A 25,068-nucleotide genomic window follows, 5' to 3' on the forward strand; every position below is an offset into this window, starting at 1 on the left:
TGAAACGGAGCGATCGTGTCGTACGAGATCTCTGCTCTCAGCGCCTCCGCGCCCACCCGCCACCAGCGCCTGCTCGCGTGGGTGAACGAGATCGCCGAGCTCACCCAGCCGGACCGCGTCGAGTGGTGCGACGGCTCCGACGAGGAGTACCAGCGCCTCGCGGACCTGCTGGTGGCTCAGGGCACCTTCAAGAAGCTCAACGAGGAAAAGCGCCCCAACTCCTACTACGCCGCCTCGGACCCGACGGACGTGGCGCGCGTGGAGGACCGCACCTACATCTGCTCCGAGCAGGAGAAGGACGCCGGTCCGACCAACAACTGGAAGGCCCCGGCCGAGATGCGGGAGGTCTTCCAGGGCGAGAAGGGACTGTTCCGCGGCGCGATGAAGGGCCGCACGATGTACGTCGTGCCCTTCTCGATGGGCCCGGTCGGTTCCCCGCTGGCCGCGTACGGCGTCGAGATCACCGACTCCGCCTACGTCGCCGTGTCGATGCGCGTGATGACCCGCATGGGCAAGGCGGTGCTGGACCAGCTCGGCGAGGACGGCGACTTCGTCAAGGCCGTGCACACCGTCGGCGCCCCGCTGGCCGAGGGCCAGGCGGACGTGCCGTGGCCGTGCAACAGCACCAAGTACATCTCGCACTTCCCGGAGACCCGGGAGATCTGGTCCTTCGGCTCCGGCTACGGCGGTAACGCCCTGCTCGGCAAGAAGTGCTACGCGCTGCGCATCGCCTCGACCATGGCCCGTGACGAGGGCTGGCTGGCCGAGCACATGCTGATCCTGAAGCTCACCCCGCCGTCCGGCGAGGTCAAGTACGTCGCCGCCGCCTTCCCGTCGGCCTGCGGCAAGACCAACCTGGCCATGCTCCAGCCGACCGTCCCGGGCTGGAAGGTCGAGACGATCGGCGACGACATCGCCTGGATGCGCTTCGGCGCCGACGGCCAGCTCTACGCGATCAACCCCGAGGCCGGTTTCTTCGGTGTCGCCCCCGGCACCGGCGTGGACACCAACGCCAACGCCATCGACACCCTGTGGGGCAACACGGTCTTCACCAACGTCGCGCTGACCGACGACGGCGACGTGTGGTGGGAGGGCCTGACCGAGGAGCCCCCGGCGCACCTCACCGACTGGCGCGGCAACGACTGGACCCCCGAGTCCGGCACCCCGGCCGCCCACCCGAACGCCCGCTTCGCCGTCCCGGCCGCGCAGTGCCCGACCATCGCCCCCGAGTGGGAGGACCAGTCGGGCGTGCCGATCTCGGCGATCCTGTTCGGCGGCCGCCGCGCCACCGCCGTCCCGCTGGTGACCGAGTCCTTCACCTGGCAGCACGGCGTCTTCCTCGGCGCCAACATCGCGTCCGAGAAGACCGCCGCCGCCGAGGGCACCGTCGGCGAGCTGCGCCGCGACCCGTTCGCGATGCTGCCGTTCTGCGGCTACAACATGGGCGACTACTTCGCCCACTGGCTGAAGGTCGGCGCCCAGGCGGACGCCGCGAAGCTGCCGAAGATCTACTACGTCAACTGGTTCCGCAAGAACGCCGAGGGCGCGTTCGTCTGGCCGGGCTACGGCGAGAACAGCCGCGTCCTCAAGTGGATCGTCGAGCGCCTGGAGGGCACCGGCGAGGGCGTCGAGACCCCGATCGGCGTGCTGCCGACCGTCGACGGCTTCGACCTCGGCGACCTGAAGCTGTCCCAGGAGGACCTCGACCTGCTCTTCACCGTGGACGCCGACATCTGGCGCCAGGAGGCCGCGCTGGTGCCGGCCCACCTGGAGCTGTTCGGCGACCACACCCCGAAGGAGCTGTGGGACGAGTACCGGAGCCTCGTCGCGCGCCTCGGCTGAGCCTGAGCCTCAGCAGAGCGAGAGGCGGTCGCGCGGCACGAACCGCGCGCCCGCCGAGTGACAGGACGGCCGGAGTTCCCCCGGGCGGTCTTTCCCCGACCAAGGAGACCGCCCGGGCCGGGACTCCGGCCGTAGTGCTTTCCCCGGGTGCCGGGTGCCGGGTGCCGGGTGCCGGGCGCGGGGGCCACGGCTGGGTGCGGCCGTTCCGGGCTACGGCTGGGTGTAGCCGCTCAGGAAGTCGCCGATCCTGGTCACCGCGTCGGTGATCTCCTCCGCCCGGGGCAGCGTGACCAGCCGGAAGTGGTCCGGCTCGGGCCAGTTGAAGCCGGTGCCCTGGACCAGCAGGATGCGCTGGGAGCGCAGCAGGTCCAGCACCATCTGGGCGTCGTCCTTGATCTTGTAGACCTTCGGATCCAGCCGCGGGAACGCGTACAGCGCGCCCTTGGGCTTGACGCAGCTGACCCCCGGGATCTCGTTGAGCAGCCGGTACGCCGCGTCGCGCGAGGCGAGCAGCCGCCCGCCGGGCAGCACCAGGTCGCGGATCGACTGCCGGCCGCCGAGCGCGGCGGCCACCGCGTGCTGGGCGGGCATGTTGGCGCACAGCCGCATCGAGGCCAGCACGGCCAGGCCCTCGATATAGCTGTGGGCCCGCTGCCGGTCGCCGGAGAGCACCATCCAGCCGGAGCGGAAACCCGCGACCCGGTACGCCTTGGACAGGCCGTTGAAGGTGACGCAGAAGAGGTCGGGCGCCAGGGTGGCCAGCGGGACGTGCTCGGCGTCGTCGTAGAGGATCTTGTCGTAGATCTCGTCCGCGTAGACCACCAGCCGGTGCCGGCGGGCGATCTCGACGATGCCCTCCAGCACCTCGCGCGGGTAGACCGCGCCGGTCGGGTTGTTCGGGTTGATCACCACGATGGCCCGGGTCCGGTCGGTGACCTTGGCCTCGATGTCGGCGAGGTCCGGGTACCACTCGGCCTGCTCGTCGCAGCGGTAGTGCACCGCGGTGCCGCCGGCCAGCGAGACCGAGGCGGTCCACAGCGGGTAGTCGGGCGCCGGGACGAGCACCTCGTCGCCGTCGTCCAGCAGCGCGGTCATGGCCAGTTGGATCAGCTCGGAGACGCCGTTGCCGAGGAAGACGTCCTCGACGCTCAGCCCGTGCAGGCCGCGGTCCTCGTAGTGCATGACCACCGCGCGGCGGGCGGCGAGCAGGCCCTTGGAGTCGCCGTACCCGTGCGCGGTCGAGAGGTTGCGCAGGATGTCCTGGAGGATCTCCGGCGGCGCCTCGAAGCCGAAGACGGCGGGGTTGCCGGTGTTGAGCTTGAGGATGCGGTGGCCCTGTTCCTCCAGCCGCATCGCCTCGTCGAGTACCGGGCCGCGGATGTCGTAGCAGACATTGGCGAGCTTGCTGGACTGGATGACCTGCATGCCTGCCTACTTTAGGGGCACCTCCGGGCACTTCGGTGCGCGTCCCGGGACGCGCACCGAACCGCCCGGAGCGGCCTCCTTGGATCGGCAGGCGGGGGTGTCAGCCGACCTTCCAAACCAGGGGCGCGGTGTCCAGGATGTTCCCGTACGTGAGGAAGCTGGGCGGGGTCTCGTTCGGGACGAGATAGACGGCACACAGCTTGACGGACTGCCCGTCCGCGAGCGTGACCAGCGACCGGGTGTCGCACTGCGGGATCGCCTTCTGCAGGGTCGCGGCCGGCAGCGCGCCCGCCGAGTGGTCCTTGGGCTTCACCCAGACCCGCATCATGTAGGCGTCCTCGGCCAGCGGGGCGCCGGTGCGGTTGGTGAAGGAGACGGTGACGTAGTACGGCGTCTTGCCGCTGGTGCTCGTCGACGGGAGGTTGAGCGGGGCGATCTCCGCGGCGGTGCCCTTGACGATCGAGACCGCGGCGGCGTCCACCACCGAGCTCTTGCCGACGTAGCGGCCGGCGCTGCCGAGCGGCAGCGGGCGGTCGTAGCTGACCTGGGTGACGTTGTTGCCGCCGGCGGTGACGGACGGCTGCGGTCCGGCCGGGGCGGTCGGGGCGGTCGGGGTGGCCGGGACGGTCGGGGCCGCGGAGCCGGTCGGGGTGCCGGTCGGGGTGCCGGGAGCCGTGGAGGCCCCGGCGGCGCCGGTGGGCGGCGCGGCCGGGGCGCTCGGGACGGCCGCCGGGTCGGCGTTGTCCGGCCCGCAGGCCGACAGCGCCAGGACGAGCGCCGCCGCCGGCAGGCCGGCCGCGATTCTCCGGATGGACTGGGTCTTCGTCATGGTCGTTCCCCCGTTGGATGATGTGGTCGGTGCGCCCCGCCCGGTTCCCGGGTGCCGCACGGGCGTGCGGGCGTTGATCGAAAAGGGGGTGCGCCGGTGATGCTAGCCGCAGTCGGCGCGGTGCTGGCCGCATTTCTGGTGGCTCCGCTGCTGCGCGGGTTGGTCGCCCGGTTCGCCGTGCCGGAGGGCGAACCCTGGTGCGGTGCCTGCCCGTTGTGCGGGCGCGAGGTGCGACTGCTGCCGCCCACCGGGCGCTGTCCGGGCTGCCGGGAGCGGTTGGGCGCGGGCGCCTGGTCGGTGGAGCTGGTGGCGGCCGTGGTCGCCGCCGGGCTGGCGTACGCGGCGGACGGGCCGTCGGCCGCGGCGCTGGGCTGGGCGGCCGGGCTCGGCGTGGTGCTCGGCTTCGTCGACGCCCGGGTGCGCCGGCTGCCGTACCGGCTGACCCTGCCGCTGGTCGGCGGGGTGGCCCCCCTGCTGGCGGTGGCGGCGCTGGCCGCGGGGCGCCCGGGGGTGCTGCTGCGCTGCCTGCTGGTGGCCCTCACGGTCGGGTCCCTGCTCGAACTGGCGGTCTGGATCGGCGCGTTGGGCCCGGGCGACTCGCCGCTGGGGTTCGCCCTGGGCGGGCTGCTCGGCTGGTACGGCTGGCCGGTGGCGGTCGCCGGGTTGTTCGCCGCGGTGGTGCTCGCCGGGCTCTGGGCGATCCTGCGGGCCGCCGTCGCGCTGGCCCGCCGGCGCCCGGTGCGCGGGCTCGACGTCCCGGTCGGACCGTTCCTGCTGCTCGGCGCGCTGCTGGCGGTGCTGGCCCGGTAGCCCCCGGGCCCGGGAGGCCGGACTTCCCGGGCCACCGCGACGCCGCAGGTGGTGCCTGGGCCCGGGGGCCGGACCGGACCTGGCGCTCCCGGGCCCGGACGCGGGAGGGCCCGCCGTACCGGGTCGGGTACGGCGGGCCCCGCCGCCGGCGCGCAGGCCCCACCCTCAAGGAGCGGCGCGCCGGTGGGGGATTGGCGGTGGGGGGGGGGTTACGGCATCTTGTGGACGAACGGGCCGACCGCGTTGGAGAACGCGTTGCCGTTGTTGGCGTCCCAGTTGGTGGACCAGGTCATCGCGCCGCGGATGGTCGGCCACTTGGCCGGCGGGACGAAGCTGCCGCAGTTGTTGCCGGTGGCCAGGCAGTCCAGCGCGTTGTTCACCACGGTCGGCGAGACGTAGCCGCCGCCGGCCGCCTTGGCGGAGGCGGGGACGCCGATGCCGACCTGGTCGGGCCGCAGGCCGCCCTGGATGTGGGTGCAGACCTGCGAGGTGATGAAGTCGATGGTGCCCTGGTTGTAGACCTTGCCGTCGCAGCCGTTCATGCCGCCCGAGTTGTAGAACTGGGTGTTGACGACGGTGAGGATGTCCTTGGTGTTCAACGCGAGCTGGAAGTAGGCGCCGGCGGTGCTGTACATCCCGATCGTCTCGGGCGCCATGGTCAGGATGAAGCCGGGGCCGACCTTGGCCTGGAGGGTGTGCAGCGCGTTGCCGAGCGGGCCGGCCTGGACGCCGTTCTCCAGGTCGACGTCGATGCCGTCGAAGCCGTAGTCCTTGATGATCGCGTAGGCGCTGTTGGCGAAGTTGTTGCCGGCGGTGGCGTCGCCGACGGTGATCGCGCCGTTCTGGCCGCCGATGGAGAGGACGACCTTCTTGCCGGCCGCCTGCTTGGCCTTGATGTCGGCGCGGAACTGCGTGTCGCTGTAGCCGCCGAGGGCCTTGGACAGGCCGGGGTCGAGGGTGAAGCTGATCGCGCCGGTCTGGGTGGGCACGGCGTCGGCGAAGGACACCGCGATGATGTCGTAGGCGCTCTGCACGTCGCCGAGGCGCTGCGGGGTCGAGCCGTTGTCGAAGTTCTGCCAGTAGCCGGTGACCGCGTGCGCGGGCAGGCCGGTGACCGGCGGGGTGGTGGCGGTCGCGGTGGCCGTGGGGGTCGGCGTCGCGGTCGGGGTCGCGGTGGCGGTCGGGGTCGCGGTGGCCGTCGGCGTGCCGGTCGCGGTGGGGGAGGAGGTCGCGGTGGCCGTGGCGGTCGGCGACGGGGTGGCGGTGGCGGTCGGGCTCGGGGTGGAGGGGCCGCCGGGGCCGATCAGGCTCACGTCGTCGGCGAGGTAGGCGCTCTGGCCGTACCAGCCGTGCAGGTAGACGGTGACGCTGGTGGCGTTCGCGCCGGTGGTGAAGGTGGAGGACAGCTGGTTCCAGCTGTTCTGGTTCGACCAGGTGGACGGGTCGGTGCCGCCGGTGCCGCGCGCACCGAGGTAGACGTACGGGCCCTGGACCCAGGCGCTCAGCGTGTAGCTGGTGTTGGGCAGCACGCTGATGGTCTGGGTGCACTCGGCGGTGTCGCCGGCGCCCGGGGTGGCCTGCAGCGCGCCGGTGCCGGAGTGGGCCGGGGAGGAGACGGTGGTCGCCGCGCCGGCGCAGTTCCAGCCGCCCAGCCCGCTGTCGAAGCCGCCGTTGGTGACCAGGTTGCCGACGGCCGCGCTGGCGCCGCCGGCGAAGAGGGCCAGGCCGCCGCCGGCCAGGGCGAGGGCGGTGGCGCCGGCCGCGACGGCCGGGAGGGGGCTGCGCCGGCGCTTGTGCGCGGGCTGGTTCAGCGTACGGGCCATGGGGTGACGCTCCTGGGGAGGGAGCGGCCGCCGCGGTGGGGGGCGCGGCGGCCGCGTGTGGGGGAGGGGAGGTCCGTCGTGGTGCGTGGGGTCGTCGTACGTGGGGGTGGGCGACCGCGGCGGTGCATGGTGGTGCACGGTGGTGCGTGGGGGTGGGGCGGGGCCGTGGGGTTCGTTCCGCCTTGGATCAAAAGCTGGACTAGACCATTGCCGGTCGTCAAGCATTGGACAGTCGGCTTACGGATTCTTTAAGGATTCGGAGACCGTTCCGTGTCCGCCGTCGGAGCCGTCGGGCAAGGCCCGCGACACGCCCGCCGGGACGGACTCCGTACAGGACCGTGACCAGACCGCTACCTGCGGCTTTACCGTGCGCCTGCCCGCCGGAGTAGGCTGCGCCGGGGCATTGACGCACCAGCTGAACGAGCACGGAGGGGCCGGGAATCATGGGTCTGCGCGATGTCGCCGAACGGACGCCGGGTCTGCGTACCCTGCTGGGCGGGATGTACGGGCTCTACGGCCGCCGGGTCGAGGTCCACCTCGCCCGCACCCCGCACCACATCGGCGTGATCCTGGACGGCAACCGCCGCTGGGCGAAGGCCGCCGGGGGCACCACCGTGTACGGCCACCAGCGCGGCGCCGACAAGATCAGCGAGTTCCTCGGCTGGTGCGACGAGACCCACGTCAAGGTCGTCACCCTCTGGATGCTCTCCACCGACAACCTCGACCGCCCCGCCGACGAGCTGGTCCCGCTGCTGGGCATCATCGAGGACGCCGTCACCGGGCTGGCCGCCGCCCGCCGCTGGAAGGTCCACCCGGTCGGCGCACTGGACCTGCTCCCGCAGCACACCGCCGACGTGCTCAAGCGGGCCGCCGAGGAGACCGCCGACATCGACGGCATCACGGTCAACGTCGCGGTCGGCTACGGGGGCCGGCACGAGATCGCCGACGCCGTCCGCTCGCTGCTCCAGGAGCACGCCGGGCGCGGCACCTCGATCGAGGAACTGGCCGAGATCCTCGACGTCGAGCACATCGCCGAGCACCTCTACACCCGCAACCAGCCCGACCCGGACCTGATCATCCGCACCTCGGGCGAGCAGCGCCTGTCCGGTTTCCTGCTCTGGCAGAGCGCGCACAGCGAGTTCTACTTCTGCGAGGCGTACTGGCCGGCCTTCCGCAAGGTCGACTTCCTGCGGGCGCTGCGGGCGTTCGAGCAGCGCAACCGGCGACTGGGCCTCTGAACGGGTGAAGTGACCGCCGTAGGGCTGGCCTACCCGGAGCCCTCGTGAGGCCAAACGTTCACCGGCAATGATCCGTCAGTTCGCCGGGGGCGCGAATGCACCGCCCCTCGCCTGGGAATACTCCAGGCAGTCCGGTCCCGAGGCCACCGGGGCAGCGGGGGCCGGCTTGCCGCGGATGACGCAGGGTCATCCGCTCTGGAGGCCTAGTGGTCAGTTCCAAGAGCCGCCGGACGCCAGACCGGCGCACGTACGTTCTCGACACCAGCGTGCTCCTGGCGGACCCGCTCGCCATGACCCGCTTCGAGGAGCACGAGGTCGTCCTGCCGGTGGTGGTCGTCACCGAGCTGGAGGCCAAGCGGCACCACCCGGAGCTGGGCTACTTCGCCCGCCAGGCGCTGCGACTGCTCGACGACTACCGCATCCGCCACGGCCGGCTCGACGAGCCGATCCCGGTCGGCGAGCTCGGCGGCACCATCAGGGTCGAGCTCAACCACTCCGACCTGTCGATACTGCCGGCCGGCTACCGGGTCGGCGGCGGCGAGGCGGACTCGCGGATCCTCGCGGTCGCCCGGAACCTCCAGGCCGAGGGGTACGACGTCACGGTCGTCTCCAAGGACCTGCCGCTGCGGATCAAGGCCAGCTCGGTGGGCCTGCTCGCCGAGGAGTACCGGGCCGAGCTCGCCATCACCTCCGGCTGGACGGGGATGTCCGAGCTGCACGTCCCGGCGGAGCAGGTGGACGCGCTGTTCGCGGCCGGCCACGACGCCGCGGTGGACGTCGAGGGGGCGGACGAGCTGCCCGTGCACACCGGGCTGGTGCTCACCTCGGAGCGCGGCCGGGCGCTCGGCCGGGTGACCGGCGACGGCCGGGTCCGGCTGGTGCGCGGCGAGCGCGAGGCGTTCGGACTGCGCGGGCGCAGCGCCGAGCAGCGGGTGGCGCTGGACCTGCTGCTCGATCCGGACGTCGGCATCGTCTCGATGGGCGGCCGGGCGGGCACCGGCAAGTCCGCGCTGGCGCTGTGCGCGGGGCTGGAGGCGGTGCTGGAGCGGGGGCAGCACCGCAAGGTGATGGTCTTCCGACCGCTGTACGCGGTCGGCGGGCAGGAGCTCGGCTACCTGCCGGGCTCCGAGACGGAGAAGATGAGCCCCTGGGCGCAGGCGGTCTTCGACACCCTCTCCGCCGTCACCACCCCGGACGTGATCGAGGAGGTGATCTCCCGGGGGATGCTGGAGGTGCTGCCGCTGACCCACATCCGGGGCCGCTCGCTGCACGACGCCTTCGTGATCGTGGACGAGGCCCAGTCGCTGGAGCGGAACGTCCTGCTGACGGTGCTGTCCCGGATCGGCCAGGGTTCGCGGGTGGTGCTCACCCACGACGTGGCGCAGCGCGACAACCTCCGGGTGGGCCGGTACGACGGCGTGGTGGCGGTGGTGGAGAAGCTGAAGGGGCATCCGCTCTTCGCCCACATCACGCTCACCCGCTCGGAGCGTTCGCCGATCGCGGCGCTGGTCACGGAGATGCTGGAGGACATCCACCCGTGATTCGTCCCTGACCAGGACATAGTCGGACAATACGGTCAACTCTTGCTGCGGGGCCCGCTCCTGACGGGGCGGGCCCTCACCCCTTTCATCACATCGAGTGCTTTCCGCCCGGGGAACTCCCGTGCGGTGAATGTGACGTGCGCCACGCGAACGGGAATTGCGTCGACAGCGTCCGGTGCGGCATGGTGAGGGTTCTGTCAGGCCCCGCGTACGGCGTGGCAGGGCTTCCGGACTCCACGAGTCCGGGCCCGGATGGTCCACCAACTCCGGTCGGTGGACGCACAATTGAAGACCGATGAGCCGTACGCCGCCCGATTCCAACGCCCGGTCGCCTCACCTCGGCCGGACGCCGGGCCAGCACCTCCCGTGACCAGAGCACCTGCGGAGGTCAGTGCCAAGGGGCATGTTGCGCCCGCACGGTCACGCGTGGGCGATGCTGGAAGGAATCCATGTGACTCGGATCTCGGTCCGGGGAGTCGCTGTGGCCTCCGCCACCGCCGTCACCGCTGTCGGTGCCGTCGTGGGTGTGGCCTCGGGCAGCGAGGGCAAGACGACGCAGACGGTCGACGTCGCGGGCGCGACCCTGCTTGCCGAAGTCCCCTCTGGCGCCCAGGCGCAGACCATCAGTGACAACATCGGCCAGCAGGCATCCGCCCAGCAGGCCTCCGCCGACGCCGCGGCCAAGGCCGCCGCCGAGCAGAAGGCCGCCGAGGAGGCCGCGCGCCAGAAGGCCGCCGCGGACGCCCAGGCGAAGGCCGATGCCCAGGCCAAGGCCGACGCGGACAAGGCTGCCAAGGCCGCCGAGGACAAGCGCAAGGCCGACGAGGCCGCTGCCAACCGTTCCAAGGCGCGTTCGGCGATGGCCGCCACCGACAACAGCGCCCCGCCGGTCTCGGTCAGCCCCGGATCCGTCCAGGACATCGCCCGGCAGGTCGTCGGTGACGACGCCCAGTTCCAGTGCTTCAGTCAGATCGTGAAGCGCGAGAGCGGCTGGGACTACACCGCGACCAACCGGAGCTCCGGCGCGTACGGCCTGGTCCAGGCGCTGCCCGGCACCAAGATGGCCTCGGCCGGTGCCGACTGGCGCACCAACCCGGCCACCCAGATCAAGTGGGGTCTGGGCTACATGAACAGCCGCTACGGCAGCCCCTGTGGCGCCTGGTCGTTCTGGCAGTCCCACAACTGGTACTAGGAGCCGCCACCGCCCGGCGGTGGACTCTCCCGTACGGCCCCCGGCCGCTCGTCCCGCCCGACGAGCGACCGGGGGCCGTCGCGTTCCCGCCCGCCGGGAGCCGGGTCGGGCCGCGCCGCCCGGGCTGCGCTGACCAGTGCGCCTGCGGGCGGTGCGGACCCGGTGCGGACGCGGGGCGCGGGAAGGGGTCCTGGTCGCTTCCCGCACCGGCCGGTCCGCCGACAGTTGGTCCGTGGTCCGAGGCCTCGCTCTCCCCGGGGGCCTCGTTTCGACTCCTCCCCAGCGATCTCGGTCCGAAACCATCTGAAACCTGACGTTTTGCCCCGGTTTGATGGCGAGGTTGTTCGAGCCGAACCCGGCGGGGGCCGGACTCGCCGGGCCGCCGCCGGGTAGCGTCATCCCTGACGGCCGTGGCGGGACCCACGGCGTACCGCCGGGCACGGCGGCTCAGCAGGGGAGCGGTGGTAGCGAGGATGGCGCGGGGCGGAAAGGCCTTCAAGGCCGTGGCCAAGGGCATGGCCGTGGTGGCGAGCGCGGCCGCCGTGATCGAACGGCGCCGACGTGCCGCGATGGCGGCCGACCCGCACGAGCTCGCCGTCCCCGCGCTGGCCGAGGCGCCCGATCCGGTGCCGGCCCCGCGGGTCGAACCCGCCGCGGTGCCGGCCGCCGCCCCGGCGGCCCCCGCGCCGGCCGCACCGCCCGGCCTGGCGCGGGAGTACCACCCCGGCCGGCCCGCCACCCCGGCCGAGGCCGTGCCCTGGGGGCTGCGGGTGGCCGCCGAGTCGACCTGGCGGTTGCTGCTGCTCGGCGGCGCGCTCTACGTCGTCTTCTACATCGTCGACATGCTGCGGCTGGTCGCCTTCGCGGTGCTGGCCTCGCTGCTGATCTCCGCGCTGCTGGAGCCGACGGTCTCCTGGCTGCGCCGGCACGGGGTGCCGCGCTCGCTGGCGGCGGGCGGGGTGTTCCTGAGCGGTCTGGCCGGAATCGGGCTGGTCGGCTGGTTCGTGGTCTGGCAGGTGTCCACCAACCTGTCGACGGTCACCAGCAAGGTGAAGGACGGCGTGGACCAGCTGCGGGACTGGCTGAGCACCGGGCCGCTGCACCTGACCCAGCAGCAGATCAACGACTACGCCGACCAGATCGGCAAGGCGATCACCACCAACACCGACCAGATCACCTCGGCCAGCCTGACCGGCGCGCAGATCGCCGTCGAGGTGCTGACCGCCGTGGCGCTGGCCTTCTTCACCACCTTCTTCTTCCTCTACGACGGCGCGCGGATCTGGAACTGGGCGTTGCGCGGACTGCCCCGGCACTCCCGCTTCGCCATGGCCGGAGCCGGCCCGAAGGCCTGGGCGACGCTCACCGCGTACGTGCGCGGCACCGTCTGCGTGGCCTTCATCGACGCGGTCTGCATCGGCATCGGCATCGACCTGCTGGGCGTGCCGATGGCGATGCCGCTGGCCGTGATCATCTTCCTGGGCGCCTTCGTCCCGCTGGTCGGCGCACTCGTCACCGGCACGGTCGCGATGCTGATCGCCCTGGTCACCGAGGGGCCGTGGACGGCGCTGATGGTGCTGATCGTGCTGGTCGCGGTGATGCAGATCGAGAGCCACATCCTGCAGCCGCTGATCCTCGGCCGGGCCGTCCGGGTGCACCCGCTGGGCGTCGTCCTCGGCGTCGCGGCCGGCGGCATCATCGGCGGCATCGGCGGTGCGGTGGTGGCCGTCCCGCTGATCGCCGTCACCAACACCGTGATCACCCACCTGCGCCGCCGCAACGAGGCCGGACAGGCCGTCTTCACCGCCATGGAGGCCGCCCGCGAGGCCGCGGGCCGGACCTCCGCCGCCCCGGCCGGGGACGGCTGAGGCCGCAGCGCAACGCCGACGGGCCCTCCCGGACGTGGTGTCCGGGAGGGCCCGTCGGCGTTGGTGCGGGGTCCGTCAGGCGCCGGCGGCGGCGAGGGCGGCCTCGGAGTCGAGGACGCCCGCCACGGCCTGGAGGACGGCGGCGATCTTCATCGAGGCCTGGACGACCTCGCGCTCGACGCCGGCCTTGCGCAGCACGGCCTCGTGCGAGTCGAGGCACTGGCCGCAGCCGTTGATGGCCGAGACGGCGAAGCACCAGAGCTCGAAGTCGACCTTCTCGACGCCCGGGGTGCCGATGATGTTCATCCGCAGACCGGCCCGCATCGTGCTGTACTCCTTGTCGGAGAGCAGGTGCAGCGTCCGGTAGTAGACGTTGTTCATCCCCATGATCGCGGCCGCGCCCTTGGCGGCGGTGTACGCCTCCGGGGAGAGGTTGGCCTTGGCCTCGGGCTCCAGCTCACGCAGCACGGCGGCGCTGCGGGTGGCCATCGCGCAGGACAGCACGGTGCCCCAGAGCTGCTGGGCGGGGAGGTCGGAGTTGCCGATGACCGAGCCCAGGTTGAGCTTGAGGTCCTTGGCGTAGTCCGGGAGGGCGGCCTTCAGGTCGTCGAGGGCCATGGGTCAGCCCGCCAGCAGGGCCTGGGCGTCGAGGGTGTCCTCGCCCTTGGTCCAGTTGCACGGGCACAGCTCGTCGGTCTGCAGGGCGTCCAGCACCCGCAGGACCTCCTTGGGGTTACGGCCGACGGAACCGGCGGTCACCATGACGAACTGGATCTCGTTGTTCGGGTCGACGATGAACACCGCGCGCTGGGCGGTGCCGTCGGCGCCCTCGACGCCGCAGGCGCGCATCAGGTCGTGCTTGACGTCGGCCAGCATCGGGAAGGGCAGGTCACGCAGGTCCTTGTGGTCCTTGCGCCAGGCGTGGTGCACGAACTCGGAGTCGCCGGAGACGCCGAGGATCTGGGCGTCGCGGTCCGCGAACTCGTCGTTCAGCTTGCCGAACGCGGCGATCTCGGTCGGGCAGACGAAGGTGAAGTCCATCGGCCAGAAGAAGACGATCTTCCACTTGCCCTCGTAGGACTTGTGGTTGATCTCGGCGAAGGCGTTCGCGGCGTCCAGGTCGACGCAGGCGTTGAGTTCGAACTCGGGGAACTTGTCACCGATCGTGAGCACGTTCGCTTCTCCTGAAGTGAGACTGAGGGGAGTTTTGTCCGGATTCCGGACACGCCCTACGTTTCCACATCGTGGACTGATCAGGGAAATAGCTACACTTGATGTGTCTGATCGGAGATGGCTATCAGTACCGAACCGCCCACGTCGCGGCCCCGCCCCCGCAGGGCCGCCGCCGCCAAACCCGAGGCCGCTGTGGCGAGCGCCACAGTCCGCAGCCCCCGGGCGCCGACCGTCGCCCAGCTCAAGGCCTTCCTCGCGGTCGCCGAGCACCGGCACTTCCGGGAGGCTGCCGCCGCCACCGGGACCAGCCAGCCGGCCCTGTCCGGGGCGGTCGCGGCGCTGGAGGAGTCGTTGGGCGCGCAGCTGGTCGAGCGTACGACGCGCAGGGTGATTATCACCCCCCTGGGTGAGCGCGTGCGTGAGCACGCACGCCGGGTGCTCGCCTCGCTGCAAGCCCTCACCGAGGAGGTCGAGGCCGCCCGCCGCCCGTTCACCGGGCCGCTGCACCTCGGCGTCATCCCGACCGTCGCGCCCTACCTGCTGCCCACCGTGCTGCGGCTGGTCCGCGACCGCTTCCCGGAGCTGGAACTGCACGTCCACGAGGAGCGCACCCCCGCGCTGCTGGAGGGGCTGGCCGCCGGGCGGCTGGACGTCCTGCTGCTCGCGCTCCCGGCCGGCGGTACCTCACCGACCCGCGACATCCCCCTGTTCGACGAGGACTTCGTCCTGGTCACCCCGCCCGAGCACCCGCTCGCCGGGCGCATCGACGTCCCGCGCGACGTGCTGCTCGACCTGGACGTGCTGCTGCTGGAGGAGGGCCACTGCCTGCGCGACCAGGCCCTCGACATCTGCCGTGAGGTCGGTGCCGATCCCGGGGGCTCCACCACCCGCGCGGCCGGCCTGTCCACCCTGGTCCAACTGGTCGCCGGCGGCCTCGGGGTGACGCTGCTGCCCGCCACCGCGCTGGACGTCGAGGCCGGCCGCACCGACCGGCTGGCCGCCGTCCGCTTCGCCGCCCCGGCCCCCGGTCGCCGGATCGGGCTGGCCACCCGCCCGGGCTCGGCCCGCAGCACCGAGTACGAGCGCTTCGCGGCCGCGCTGCGCGAGGTGCTGGCCGAACTCCCGGTCCGGATCGCCTCCTAGCGGCCTGCGGTCCTACGGCCTCACGGCTTCGCCGGGGCGCCGAGGCAGAGCCCGACCGTGGTGGCCACCAGCAGGTCCAGGGCCCGCAGGGTGCCGTGGTCGGGCTGCTCGCCGGGCGCGCGCAGGGCCAGGTAGCGGTCGGTGAGACCGTCGAAGCCGGTGAGGAAGTGGACGGCGATCTCCTCGGCGGGCATGGCCAGTTCGAGGCCGTGCGCCTCGGCGAGGGTCGTGAGCATCTCCGCCGCGGTGCGTTCGATCCCGTGCTGGAGCGCCCGCATGATCTCCTGTAGGTCCGGGTCGCGCATCGCCAGCGCCGCGAACTCGCCCAGCAGCGCGCAGCGCCCGTCCGTGCCGGTCGAGCTCTCCCAGAGCGCGTGGACCAGCGTGGCGACCTGTTCGCCGAAGGAGCCGTCGCCCGGGTAGGCGGCGCGGACGTGGCCGATGAACTCGGCGGTCAGCTGCTCGACGACGGCCCGGTAGAGGTCCTTCTTGGTGCCGAAGGTGTAGTGCACCGTCGCCTGCGCCACGCCCAGCTCGGCCGCGATCGCCCGGGTGCTGCCGGCGGCGACCCCCTCCCGGGTCATCAGGTCGAGGGCGGCCTGGACCAGTTGCGGTCGGCGTTCGGAGGCGGGGACATGAGCCATCCAGCCAGGGTATCGCCATGGTCGGATAACTGCGTCGAATGATCCCGTCACTTGATTCTGTCGACCAACTTTGTCGCCTGACAATATTGCGCGTACGGTGGACCGCGACCTGTTCAGGCACCTGCCTGCCCGACGACCTGACCGAGGGGTCACCCATGGCCACGCACCTCTACCGACTGGGCCGCTACTGCTTCCGGAGACGGCGGGCGGTGCTGGCGGTCTGGATCGCGGTGCTGATCGCGATCGGCGGGGCCGCGGGTGCCTTCGCCGGCAAGACCAGCGACGAGTTCAAGGTGCCGGGCACCGAGGCGCAGACCACCCTGGACCGGATCAAGGACACCTTCCCGGAGCAGGGCCACGGCTCCGCCCAGGTCGTCTTCGCGGCCCCCGCGCCCGGCGGCGCCACCACGCCCGAGGCGGGCAGGGCGGTCAGCGAGGCGGTCGCCCGGATCACCGCCGTCCCCGGCGTGGCCGCCGTGCCCGATCCGTACGCCACCCACGCCGTCTCACCGGACGGCCGGGTCGCGATCGCCCTGGTCTCCTTCGACCACAAGCTCGCCGACGTCACCGACCAGCAGCGCGAGGCCGTCAAGGCCGCCGCCGAACCGGCCCGCGCGGCCGGGCTGGACGTCGCCTTCGGCGGTGACGCGTACAACCGGATGGCGCAGGTCGACGGCGGCGAGGCGATCGGTCTGGCCGTCGCCGGGGTGGTCCTGGTGATCACCCTCGGCTCGTTGGTCGCCGCCGGGCTGCCGCTGCTGACCGCGCTGGTCGGGGTCGGTGTGGCGATGGCCGCGATCATGGCGCTGTCCGGCTCGTTCGAGATCATCACCACCGCGCCGGTGCTGGCCCTGATGGTCGGTCTCGCCGTCGGCATCGACTACGCGCTGTTCATCCTCTCCCGGCACCGCCGCCACCTGGACGAGGGCCTGGAGCCGGACGAGGCCGCCGCCCGCGCCACCGCCACCGCCGGCAGCGCCGTCGTCTTCGCCGGCCTCACCGTGGTCGTGGCGCTCGCCGGGCTCGCCGTCGCCGGCGTCCCCTTCCTGACCGTGATGGGCCTGGCCGCCTCCGGCGCCGTCGTGGTGGCCGTCCTGGTCGCGATCACGCTGCTGCCCGCGCTGCTCGGCTTCGCCGGCCGCGCCATCGACCGGCTGCCGGTCTGGAAGCGGGCGCTGCGCACCGGCAGCCGCACCACCCTGGGCGAGCGCTGGGGCCGCTTCGTGGTCCGCCGCCCGCTGGCCGTGCTGCTCGTCGGACTGGCCGGACTGGGCCTGCTCGCGGTGCCCGCCGCGAGCCTCCGGCTCGGCCTGCCGGGCGGCGGCTCGCAGGCCGCCGGCACCGATGCGCGCAAGGCCTACGACCTGGTCGGCGAGAGCTTCGGGCCGGGCTTCAACGCGCCACTGGTGGTCGTCGTGGACGCCGGGGGCGTGCCGCAGCCGGAGCAGGCGGTGCAGGGGGTGGCGGCCGGGCTGCAGACCCTGCCGGGCGTGCGGACACTGCTGCCCCCGGCCGTCGACCAGGCCGGGCGCACCGCCCTGCTCACCGTCATCCCGCGGACCGGACCGGACGACGCCGGCACCAGGACACTGGTCAACGAGATCCGCGACCAGCGCGCGCCGCTCAAGACCTCGACCGGCGCGGACATCGCCGTCACCGGCACCACCGCCGCCAACATCGACGTCTCCACCAAGCTCGGCCAGGCACTGCCGCCGTTCCTCGCGGTGATCGTCGGCATCGCGGTGGTACTGCTGGCGCTGGCGTTCCGCTCGGTGCTCGTCCCGCTCAAGGCGGTGGCCGGCTTCCTGCTCAGCATCACCGCCTCGCTCGGCGCGGTGGTCGCGGTCTACCAGTGGGGCTGGCTGGACGGCCTGATCGACGTGCCGAAGGTCGGGCCGGTGGTGAGCTTCGTGCCGATCCTGCTGATCGGCGTGCTGTTCGGGCTGGCGATGGACTACGAGCTGTTCCTGGTCTCCGGGATGAAGGAGCAGTACGTCCACGGGAAGGCGCCGCGGGACGCCGTGGTGGCCGGGGTGCGCGGCGGCGCCCGAGTGGTCACGGCGGCGGCGCTGATCATGGTGTCGGTGTTCGGCTCGTTCGTCTTCGGCCACGACCCGATCGTGCAGCCGATCGGCTTCGCCCTCGCGGTGGGCGTGCTGGTGGACGCCTTCGTGGTGCGGATGGCGCTGGTGCCGGCCGCGATGGCGCTGTTCGGCAAGGCCGCCTGGTGGTTCCCGAAGAGGCTGGAGAAGGTCGTGCCGCGGGTCGACATGGAGGGCGAGCAGCTGATCGCGCGGCTGGAGCAGCAGCCGGCGAAGGAGCCGGCCGGGGTCTGAACCGCTCCCGGGCGCTCGGCGGGCCGGTCCCGTCGGGCGCCCGCGCGCCGCGGCAGCCGCTGCTCGACGGGCGGCTGCGGGTGGTTGCGGGCGGTTACGGTAGCCGTTGCTCGACGGGCGGTTGGGGCAGTCGCTGCTCGAACCAGACCACCTTGCCGGTGCCCAGCCGGGTGGCGCCCCAGCGGTCCGCGCACCGGGCCACTATCTGCAGGCCGCGACCGCGTTCGTCCTCCGGCCCGGTACGGCGCGGCCGCGGCAGCAGCGGGCTGTCGTCGCCGACCTCGCAGCGCAGCCGAGTGGTGCGCACCAGGCTCAGGGTGACCGGGCGGGTCGCGTGCTGGACGGCGTTGGTCACCAGCTCGCTGATCATCAGCTCGGTCGCCTCGCTGAGCTCGCCGAGCCCCCAGCGGCGCAGCGTGTGGGCGGCCAGCCGGCGGGCCCGGCCGGGCGTCTCGTTGCGCGGCTGGAGGTACCAGTGCGCGACGTCCCCGGCCGGGATGCCGTCGAAGCACGCGCCCAGCAGGGCGATGTCGTCGCCGCGGTCGCCGGGCGGCAGGATCCGCAGCGCCTCCTGGCACAGCTGCTCGGGGGACTGCCAGCGGGCGGCGGCGATCCGGGCGCGGAGGACCTCCAGGCCGTCGCTGATCGGGCGGCTGCGGGTCTCCACCAGGCCGTCGGTGAACAGCAGCAGGGCCGAGCCGGGCGGGGCGGGAAGTTCGACCGAGTTGAAGTCCACCCCGCCGACCCCGATCGGGGCCCCGGAGTCCAGCTCCACCAACTCGGCGGTGCCGTCCGGCCGGACCAGGACGGGCGGGACGTGCCCGGCGTTGGCCAGCACGACCCGGTTGGCGATCGGGTCGTACACCGCGTACACGCAGGTCGCCAGGTGCTGTTCGCGGCCGAGCCGTTGGGCCTGCTCGTCCAGGTGGTAGAGCACCTCGTGCGGCGGCAGGTCGAGGGCGGCCAAGGTCTGGGCGCTGGTGCGCAGCTGGCCCATGATGGCGGCCGAGGTGAGCGAGTGGCCCATCACGTCGCCGACGATCAGGGCGACCCGGTTGCCGGGCAGCGGCACGGCGTCGTACCAGTCGCCGCCGACCTGCGCGCCGCGCTCGCCCGGCAGGTAGCGCTGGGCGAGGCGGACGCCGTGCGGCTGCGGCAGGCGCAACGGCAGCATGCTGCGCTGGAGTTCGTTGGCTATCTCCCACTCGCGGGCGTACCGCAGGGCGGTGTCCACCGCCAGCCCCGCCTGGGTGGCGAGGTGCGCGGCGGTCGCGGTGTCGGCGGCGTCGAAGGCGGGCCGGCCGGTGCGTTCAGGAGGGCGGCGGATCAGCACCAGCAGGCCGAGCACGGCCTTGCGGCCGCGCAGCGGCAGGGCCAGCACCGACGTGCCCGCGGCCAGGCGGGCCAGCCCGCGGGTGCCGTACAGCTCGCGCAGCAGCGCCTCGGTGCGTTCGGCGCCGGGCGTGCCGAGCACCGCGGACTCGGCGGGACGGCGGCTCAGCAGGGCGTGCGCGAGCGCCCCGCCGCGGGTCACCGGGGTGGCGGGGCCGGTGTCGGCGGTGGAGCGGGAGCCGTACCGGGAGCGGTGCCGGTCGTCCGCGCCGCTCGGCCGGCCGCGTCGCCCGATCCGGGTGCCGGTGCTGTGGTGGATCCGCAGCTCGTCCGGGAAGCCGGGCTCGCGCTCGACGTTGGGCAGCGGATCGCGCAGGTGGACCACGGCGGCGTCGGCCAGCGTGGGGACGAGCACCCGGCCGATGTTGCGCAGCGTCGCGGACAGGTCGAGCGCGCTGTTGATCCGCCGGGTGGCCAGGTCGAGGTAGCCGAGCCGGCCCGCCACGTCCTCGCGCTCCGGGCGCGCGGTCGGTTGGTGCGCCGGTGCCGGTGCCGGTGCCGGTGCCAGGGGCAGGCCGCGCTGGCCCGGGACGGCAGCCGGCTGTCCGGCCTCGGTCTTGAGCTGGTCGCGCACGGCTGCCTGTCCTGGATTCGGTGTGGTCTCTGTGGTGGTCTGCGGTGTCCTGCTGGCGGGCCCTGCTGCCGTGCGGTGGGTCAGCCGACGCGTCGACAGCACAGGAACAGCTGTTCCTCCGGCGGCAGCGTGGTGCTGGCCGGCGCGTACGGATGCCCCGAGCACTCCTCGACGGCGAAGCCCGCCGTGACGAGAACCCGCTCCAGATCCTCCCTCAGATACCCACTGATCCGCAGCTCTCTGCCAAGGAACGGAAGCGGAACGTGATCCAGATCCGCCTCGACCATACCGAGCGCCAGCAGTCCGCCCGGCCGGAGGAGTTCGCGCAGCCGCGCGAGCACGGTCGGGATCTCGTCCTGCGGCAGCAGGATCAGCGAGAAGAACGCGGTGACGGCGGCGAACCCGTCCTTGCCCAGCGGCCCCAGCCCGGGGGCGTTCCAGACCTGCCCGGCACGCTCGGTGGCCAGATCGAACAGGTCGATCCGATGGAACTCCGGCGGGTGTTCGCCCGGGAACCGGGCCTGCCGGGCCAGCGAGAGCATCACGTCCGAGAGGTCTATCCCGGTCACCCGCAGCCCGCCCGCGACCAGCTGCCGGACCGTCGGGTCCCCGGTGCCGCAGCCCACGTCCAGCACCCGCGCGCCGGGTTCGAGCTCGGCCAGCAGCTGCCGTCCGCAGGCCAGCTGCCCGTCCTTGGCCGGGAACGCCTCGCCGTACCCGGCGCCGATGGTGTCGAAGGCGACGGCTTGCAGGGCACGCGCCGCCCGGCGCCGCCGCACGTCGGGCCCGTCGTCTCCCGCGTCCTCGTCGACGGGGAACGAGTCGGATATCTGTCCGGTCGTCACGATTGAGAGGCACCCTTCCACCCGTGGCCTCCGGCCGGCTGCACGCGGCCGCACGGGAGCGGGATGCCGTCCGCCCCGGCGCCCGTCCTGCCTCGCCGGCCCACACGTTGCCGGCAGACACTCGTGTGTGTACTGGCATCTGAGAATATGCGTGATCTCTGCGCCATGGGGTCCCTTTCCAGCCAACTCGTCATGCTTGGGCCGGTGTGGACGGGGTTGCGGAAGCACGACGGTGCGGGCGGGGGTGGTGCGCGCGGGCTTCGCGCGCCGCATGGCGCGCCGTGGTGGAACGGCTGACCTGCGGTTTCGCCGGGGCGAGGGCCGGCCGTCGGGCGTTTATCGAACGTCAATCGACGGGGTGCAGAGTGGAGTCCAGCGCCGGGGAAGCGTTGAGGGCGCTCCCGCAGCCGGGGGGCTGCGGGGGCGCCGACGCGCACAACGGGGGTAGGGGCTCTGCCGGGGGGCGGAGACCTACGGCGCTGGGGAAGATGGGGGAGGCTCGGTGTGCTGTTGGGAGATGAGGTCCGCCACGGGGGAGGCCTCCGGCACACCGAGCCGCGTGAAGATCGCGTGCGCCTCGCGCAGGCAGGCGAGTCCGCGGGCCGGCTGGGCCAGGGCGAGCAGCGACTCGCCCAGCGCGGCGTTGGCCAGGCCCTGACAGTAGGCGGAGTCCAGTTCCTGGGCGATCGCCAGTGACTCACCGGCCGCCGACGCGGCGTCGGCGTGCTGCTCGGCGACGAGCAGCGCGGAGGCGAGGCGGGCCAGGGTGTAACCCTCCCAAAGGGGGTTCTGCTGGGATTGGTAGAGCCGCTGTGCCTCCCGCAGGTGCGGGACGGCCTCGCCGCCGGGAAGCACCACGCCCAGCTGGTAGAGCGTCTGCGCCAGCAGCGGGCCGTTCTTGGACGTCCGGGCGGCTGTGACACCGTCGCGGGCCGACTTGATCGCCGTCTCGGTCATGCCGAGCCGGTTCTGCACCCGGGCCATGTTGCTGACGATCCGCGCCTCGGCGACCGGCGCACCGACGGCCTGGCTGGTGGCCCGGGCCTGTTCGAGGAGCGGCAGCGCCTCGGCCGGACGGTTGCTCAGGCTCAGGATCACTCCCAGCGTGTTCGCCGTACCCAGGAGCAGGACGGTTGAGTCGTCCGGCGCTTGGTGGCCGAGGCTCCGGCGAAGGGATTGCTCGGCGCCCTGGAAGTCGCTGGTGCGGGACTGCAGGGTGCCCAGTGCGAAGTACGCCAAGGCGAGTTCGGACGGGTCGCGACGCAGCTCCGCGTCGTGGCCGATGACCTCCAGGGCTCGGAGCATGCGCGGGCTCCGGGTCGGGTCCGGGTCGATGCTGAAGAGGTTGTTCAGCAGGTCGACGGCTGCGCGCTGCGGGGCGCCGGGGCTGCCCGCGGAGGCCTCGACGGCGCTGAGCAGCAGGGCGCCCTCGGTCCGGAGCCAGTCCTGTGCGGTGCCGCTTGTCGGCAGATCGAGCCCCGACGAGGTGAGCGGGGTCAGCAGTTCGGGCAGCGGGTCGTCCGGTTCGATGACCTGGGCGGCGTTACGCACGGTCGGGATCAGCAGGTCGAGCAGCCGTAGTACCGCCTGCTCCTGCTCCCCAGTGTCTCCGATCCGCTCGTTCTTCCGCTGGGCGTAGAGCCGGAGCAGGTCGTGGTAGCGGTAACGGCCGGGGGTGAAACACTCCAGCATGTTCGCCTCGACCAGTGCCTCGGCGAGGTCCTCGGCGGTGTACTCGTCCACGCCGAGCAGCGCCGCGGCGGCGGGCAGCGGGATGTCCGGGGAGTCGATCAGGGCGAGCAGCCGAAAGGCGCGGGCCTCGTCCGTGGAGAGCTGCCCGTAGCCGAGCCCGATGGTGGTCTCCACGGCGAGGTTGCCGAGCTGGAGTTCGTCCAGTCGCCGTCGTTGGTCGGCTAACCGTCTGGCCAGGTCGGAGACGCTCCACCGTGGGCGGCTGGCCAGCCGGGCGGCGGCGATGCGGACGGCCAACGGCAGGAAGCCGCAGGAGGTGACCACCTTCATGGCCGCCTCCGGTTCGGCGGCGACCCGCTCCTCGCCGACGATGGCCGAGAAGAGCGCCAGCGCCTCGTCCGGGGTCAGTTCCTCGACGTCGAACAGCTGGGCGCCGGGGATCCCCGCCAGCCGGGACCGGCTCGTGGCGAGCACCGCGCAGCCGGAGACGCCGGGGATGAGGGTCCGGATCTGGTCGGCGTCGCGCGCGTTGTCGAGCAGGATGAGCATCCGCCGGTTGGCGAGCAGCGAGCGGTACAGCGCGGCGCGCTGTTCCAGCGAGTCGGGGTTCTCGGTGACGCCGAGCGCGTGCAGGAAGTCGCCCAGCACGACCACCGGGTCGGCGGGCGAGGCGCCGGCTCCGCGCAGGTCGACGTACAGCTGCCCGTCCGGGAACTCGGTGCGGACGCGATGGGCGACGTGCACCGCGAGGGTGGTCTTTCCGACCCCGCCGATGCCGGCCAGCGAGGTCACCACCACGGCTTGGCCGGTGGCGTCCATCAGGATCGCCGAGAGGTCATCCACCAGTTCCGAGCGCCCGCTGAAGTCCGATACGTCGGCCGGGAGTTGGGCCGGGGCCGGAGGAGTGGCCGGACCGTCCTCGCGGATGGAGTGGGCGGGTGCGGCGGGGAGGGTGAGTGCCGGGTCGGCCGCGAGGATGCGGTTGTGCATCGCGGACAGGCCCGCGCCCGGTTCGACTCCGAGCTCCTCGATCAGCAGCTTGCGGGTGTCGGTGTAGACGCCGAGCGCCTCGGCCTGGCGTCCGCAGCGGTACAGCGCCAGCATCAGCAGCTCGCGCAGCCGCTCGCGCAGCGGGTGTTCGGCCGTCAGACCGTTGAGCTCGCCGACGATCTCGGCGTGCAGGCCGACATCGAGGGCCGCGGCGCACAGCTCCTCGGCGGCGGCCACCTGGCGCTCGGCGAGCCGCAGCCGCTGGGTTTCGGCGTAGGGGCCGGGGATGCCGGTGAGCGGACGGCCGCTGAACAGGTCCAGCGCCTGCACCAGCAGCCGGTGCGCCTCGTGCTTGTCGCCCGCGGTCCGGGCGGCGGCGGCCTCGGCGGACAGCCGCTCGAAGACCGTCAGGTCGAGGGCCCCGCCCGGGATGCGCAGCGCGTAGCCGTCGGCGACCGAGACCAGCAGTTCGGCGGGTCGGCGCACCTCCCGCCGGGGCTCGATGACGGAGCGCAGGCGGGAGACGTACGTGCGGAGCGCGGCCACCGCCTGGGTCGGGGGCCGCTCGCCCCAGAGTGCGTCGACCAGGTCCTGCGTGGTGACCGGGCGTCCGGAGTGCAGCAGAAGGGTGGTCAGAACGGCTTGCTGCTGGGGCGATCCGAGGGAGAGGGGCTTGCCGTCGAGCCAGGCCTGGACCGGACCGAGGACTTGGAAGCGCAGCGCAGGGGTCTGCGGCGTCTCCCGAAATTCCATGAAGTCCCCCGATGGCCTGTGGTGTCGATTTCGTGAAAGGGCGCTCGGCGGTCCGCCGTGGTGCTTCAGCTTAGGCGGACGCCAGACTCTGCCGGACGGCACCACAAGCCGCACGATGTTTATCGGACATTTAATCAACCTTACGATACTGTGCGCGCGCCCGCGCCACGGAGGTCGGGCTGAACACATTTGATGACCGAAAGGCGGCCGCCCCATGGCCAACGACCAGAGCGAGACCCCGGTGCCGGTGACGCCCGAGAGCGCGACGCAGACCGACACCCCGGACGCCGCTGTGGAGGCGGGCAAGGCTGTCGAGGGCGCGGTGGCCGCGTCCTCGAACTCCACCGGCTACATCCCGCCGTCCGACGCGGAGAAGGCGGCGATCGAGAACGGCGAGTTCGGTGACGAGGCTGGCCAACTGCCGGAGCCGGCCGCACCGGGCACCGGCAAGCCGGGCGGGAAGTACGAGCCGGAGAGCATTGTCTGGGGCCACCCGTAAGTCCTTCCGGCCGAGCGTCCCCCGTGCCCCGTCCGGGCGCGGGGGTGCTGCTGGTGAGGCGCGCGCCAATTCGTGTGCGGGTCCGCCGGTGGCCGATTCGCGCCCGTGGTGCACGCATGGTGACCGGTGATATCCGTAACGTGCCCGGCGGCGGGCCCGGCGCGTTCCGGAATTCCGGATTCACCCGGAGGGATTGCCGGCCCCGAATATCGTGGTTTGCGTGGGTTTTGCCGCAATTACCGGCCTGATCGCATTCAGGTGAATCGCGGGGTGTCGGGGGCGGGGGCGACGTGTCCCGGTTCGGTGGTCCATTCGCGGCCGCCGCCCTCGGGGCGCAGGTAGTGCTCCCCGCCGATGGTGTCCATGTAGATGCCGGTGCGTCCGGTCCTCCGGTCGAGGACGAGTTCACCCACGTGCGGCCGGTAGGCCGCGGAGTCGCGCTGACGGGTGCTCACCGCACTG

Annotated in this window: 19 protein-coding genes; 9 read left to right on the plus strand and 10 right to left on the minus strand. The window is 72.6% G+C overall.

Annotated features, from left to right (window positions below; all coding sequences use genetic code 11):
* The first annotated feature begins 15 nt into the window (after window positions 1–15).
* The gene (locus tag ACIO9K_RS10230) at window positions 16–1,842 is read left to right on the plus strand and encodes a phosphoenolpyruvate carboxykinase (GTP) (RefSeq protein ID WP_363585457.1); all 1,827 of its coding nucleotides are present in this window, start codon (window positions 16–18) and stop codon (window positions 1,840–1,842) included.
* 210 nt (window positions 1,843–2,052) lie between these two features.
* On the opposite strand, the gene ACIO9K_RS10235 is transcribed toward ACIO9K_RS10230, so the two are convergent.
* Both ACIO9K_RS10235 and ACIO9K_RS10240 read right to left on the minus strand, forming a co-directional pair.
* Window positions 2,053–3,267: a pyridoxal phosphate-dependent aminotransferase gene (locus ACIO9K_RS10235; protein WP_350879977.1), complete on the minus strand. Its 1,215-nt coding sequence runs from the start codon at window positions 3,265–3,267 to the stop codon at window positions 2,053–2,055.
* A gap of 100 nt (window positions 3,268–3,367) precedes the next feature.
* A complete protein-coding gene (locus tag ACIO9K_RS10240; RefSeq protein WP_400328316.1) occupies window positions 3,368–4,096 on the minus strand; it encodes a hypothetical protein in 729 nt (242 codons plus the stop codon).
* Between the two features lie 96 nt (window positions 4,097–4,192).
* On the opposite strand from ACIO9K_RS10240, the gene ACIO9K_RS10245 reads away from it, so the two are divergent.
* A complete protein-coding gene (locus ACIO9K_RS10245; RefSeq protein WP_400328318.1) occupies window positions 4,193–4,906 on the plus strand; it encodes a prepilin peptidase in 714 nt (237 codons plus the stop codon).
* 209 nt (window positions 4,907–5,115) lie between these two features.
* Here ACIO9K_RS10245 and ACIO9K_RS10250 read toward each other — a convergent pair whose 3' ends face one another.
* Window positions 5,116–6,729 carry a chitinase gene (locus tag ACIO9K_RS10250; protein WP_400328320.1) on the minus strand — a complete coding sequence of 538 codons (1,614 nt, stop codon included), beginning with the start codon at window positions 6,727–6,729 and terminating at the stop codon, window positions 5,116–5,118.
* 443 nt (window positions 6,730–7,172) lie between these two features.
* On the opposite strand from ACIO9K_RS10250, the gene ACIO9K_RS10255 reads away from it, so the two are divergent.
* The 4 genes from ACIO9K_RS10255 (at window position 7,173) to ACIO9K_RS10270 (ending at window position 12,565) form a co-directional block, all read left to right on the plus strand.
* Window positions 7,173–7,967: an isoprenyl transferase gene (locus ACIO9K_RS10255; RefSeq protein ID WP_208869076.1), complete on the plus strand. Its 795-nt coding sequence runs from the start codon at window positions 7,173–7,175 to the stop codon at window positions 7,965–7,967.
* A 206-nt stretch (window positions 7,968–8,173) separates the two neighbouring features.
* Window positions 8,174–9,508, plus strand: coding sequence for a PhoH family protein (locus ACIO9K_RS10260; RefSeq protein ID WP_063347994.1), 1,335 nt, complete (start codon window positions 8,174–8,176; stop codon window positions 9,506–9,508).
* 451 nt (window positions 9,509–9,959) lie between these two features.
* A complete protein-coding gene (locus ACIO9K_RS10265) occupies window positions 9,960–10,700 on the plus strand; it encodes a transglycosylase SLT domain-containing protein (protein WP_400328322.1) in 741 nt (246 codons plus the stop codon).
* A gap of 473 nt (window positions 10,701–11,173) precedes the next feature.
* Window positions 11,174–12,565: an AI-2E family transporter gene (locus ACIO9K_RS10270; RefSeq protein WP_363585454.1), complete on the plus strand. Its 1,392-nt coding sequence runs from the start codon at window positions 11,174–11,176 to the stop codon at window positions 12,563–12,565.
* A 75-nt stretch (window positions 12,566–12,640) separates the two neighbouring features.
* Here ACIO9K_RS10270 and ACIO9K_RS10275 read toward each other — a convergent pair whose 3' ends face one another.
* Window positions 12,641–13,183: an alkyl hydroperoxide reductase gene (locus ACIO9K_RS10275; RefSeq protein WP_063347992.1), complete on the minus strand. Its 543-nt coding sequence runs from the start codon at window positions 13,181–13,183 to the stop codon at window positions 12,641–12,643.
* A gap of 3 nt (window positions 13,184–13,186) precedes the next feature.
* Window positions 13,187–13,738, minus strand: a complete 552-nt coding sequence (locus ACIO9K_RS10280) for a peroxiredoxin (RefSeq protein WP_063347991.1) — start codon at window positions 13,736–13,738, stop codon at window positions 13,187–13,189.
* 192 nt (window positions 13,739–13,930) lie between these two features.
* On the opposite strand from ACIO9K_RS10280, the gene ACIO9K_RS10285 reads away from it, so the two are divergent.
* Window positions 13,931–14,881 carry a LysR substrate-binding domain-containing protein gene (locus ACIO9K_RS10285; protein ID WP_400328325.1) on the plus strand — a complete coding sequence of 317 codons (951 nt, stop codon included), beginning with the start codon at window positions 13,931–13,933 and terminating at the stop codon, window positions 14,879–14,881.
* Window positions 14,882–14,901: 20 nt separating this feature from the next.
* Here the strand turns inward: ACIO9K_RS10285 and ACIO9K_RS10290 are convergent, their stop codons facing one another.
* On the minus strand, window positions 14,902–15,525 hold the full coding sequence (locus tag ACIO9K_RS10290) for a TetR family transcriptional regulator (RefSeq protein ID WP_363621351.1): 624 nt from the start codon (window positions 15,523–15,525) through the stop codon (window positions 14,902–14,904).
* 155 nt (window positions 15,526–15,680) lie between these two features.
* Between ACIO9K_RS10290 and ACIO9K_RS10295 the strand changes: the two genes are divergently transcribed.
* Window positions 15,681–17,861, plus strand: coding sequence for an MMPL family transporter (locus tag ACIO9K_RS10295; protein WP_363621353.1), 2,181 nt, complete (start codon window positions 15,681–15,683; stop codon window positions 17,859–17,861).
* Window positions 17,862–17,955: 94 nt separating this feature from the next.
* Here ACIO9K_RS10295 and ACIO9K_RS10300 read toward each other — a convergent pair whose 3' ends face one another.
* From ACIO9K_RS10300 to ACIO9K_RS10310, 3 genes are all read right to left on the minus strand, one after another.
* A complete protein-coding gene (locus ACIO9K_RS10300; RefSeq protein ID WP_400328328.1) occupies window positions 17,956–19,827 on the minus strand; it encodes a SpoIIE family protein phosphatase in 1,872 nt (623 codons plus the stop codon).
* 80 nt (window positions 19,828–19,907) lie between these two features.
* Window positions 19,908–20,672 carry a class I SAM-dependent methyltransferase gene (locus ACIO9K_RS10305; protein WP_363585449.1) on the minus strand — a complete coding sequence of 255 codons (765 nt, stop codon included), beginning with the start codon at window positions 20,670–20,672 and terminating at the stop codon, window positions 19,908–19,910.
* 471 nt (window positions 20,673–21,143) lie between these two features.
* Window positions 21,144–24,107 (minus strand): BTAD domain-containing putative transcriptional regulator, encoded by a 2,964-nt coding sequence (locus ACIO9K_RS10310; protein ID WP_363621357.1) that lies wholly within the window; start codon window positions 24,105–24,107, stop codon window positions 21,144–21,146.
* Window positions 24,108–24,321: 214 nt separating this feature from the next.
* On the opposite strand from ACIO9K_RS10310, the gene ACIO9K_RS10315 reads away from it, so the two are divergent.
* Window positions 24,322–24,606 (plus strand): hypothetical protein, encoded by a 285-nt coding sequence (locus tag ACIO9K_RS10315; RefSeq protein WP_363621359.1) that lies wholly within the window; start codon window positions 24,322–24,324, stop codon window positions 24,604–24,606.
* Between the two features lie 254 nt (window positions 24,607–24,860).
* Here ACIO9K_RS10315 and ACIO9K_RS10320 read toward each other — a convergent pair whose 3' ends face one another.
* A complete protein-coding gene (locus ACIO9K_RS10320; protein WP_363621361.1) occupies window positions 24,861–25,061 on the minus strand; it encodes a hypothetical protein in 201 nt (66 codons plus the stop codon).
* Between the last annotated feature and the right edge of the window lie 7 nt (window positions 25,062–25,068).

This window comes from Kitasatospora sp. NPDC087271, from assembly GCF_044744605.1.
Taxonomy (GTDB): domain Bacteria; phylum Actinomycetota; class Actinomycetes; order Streptomycetales; family Streptomycetaceae; genus Kitasatospora.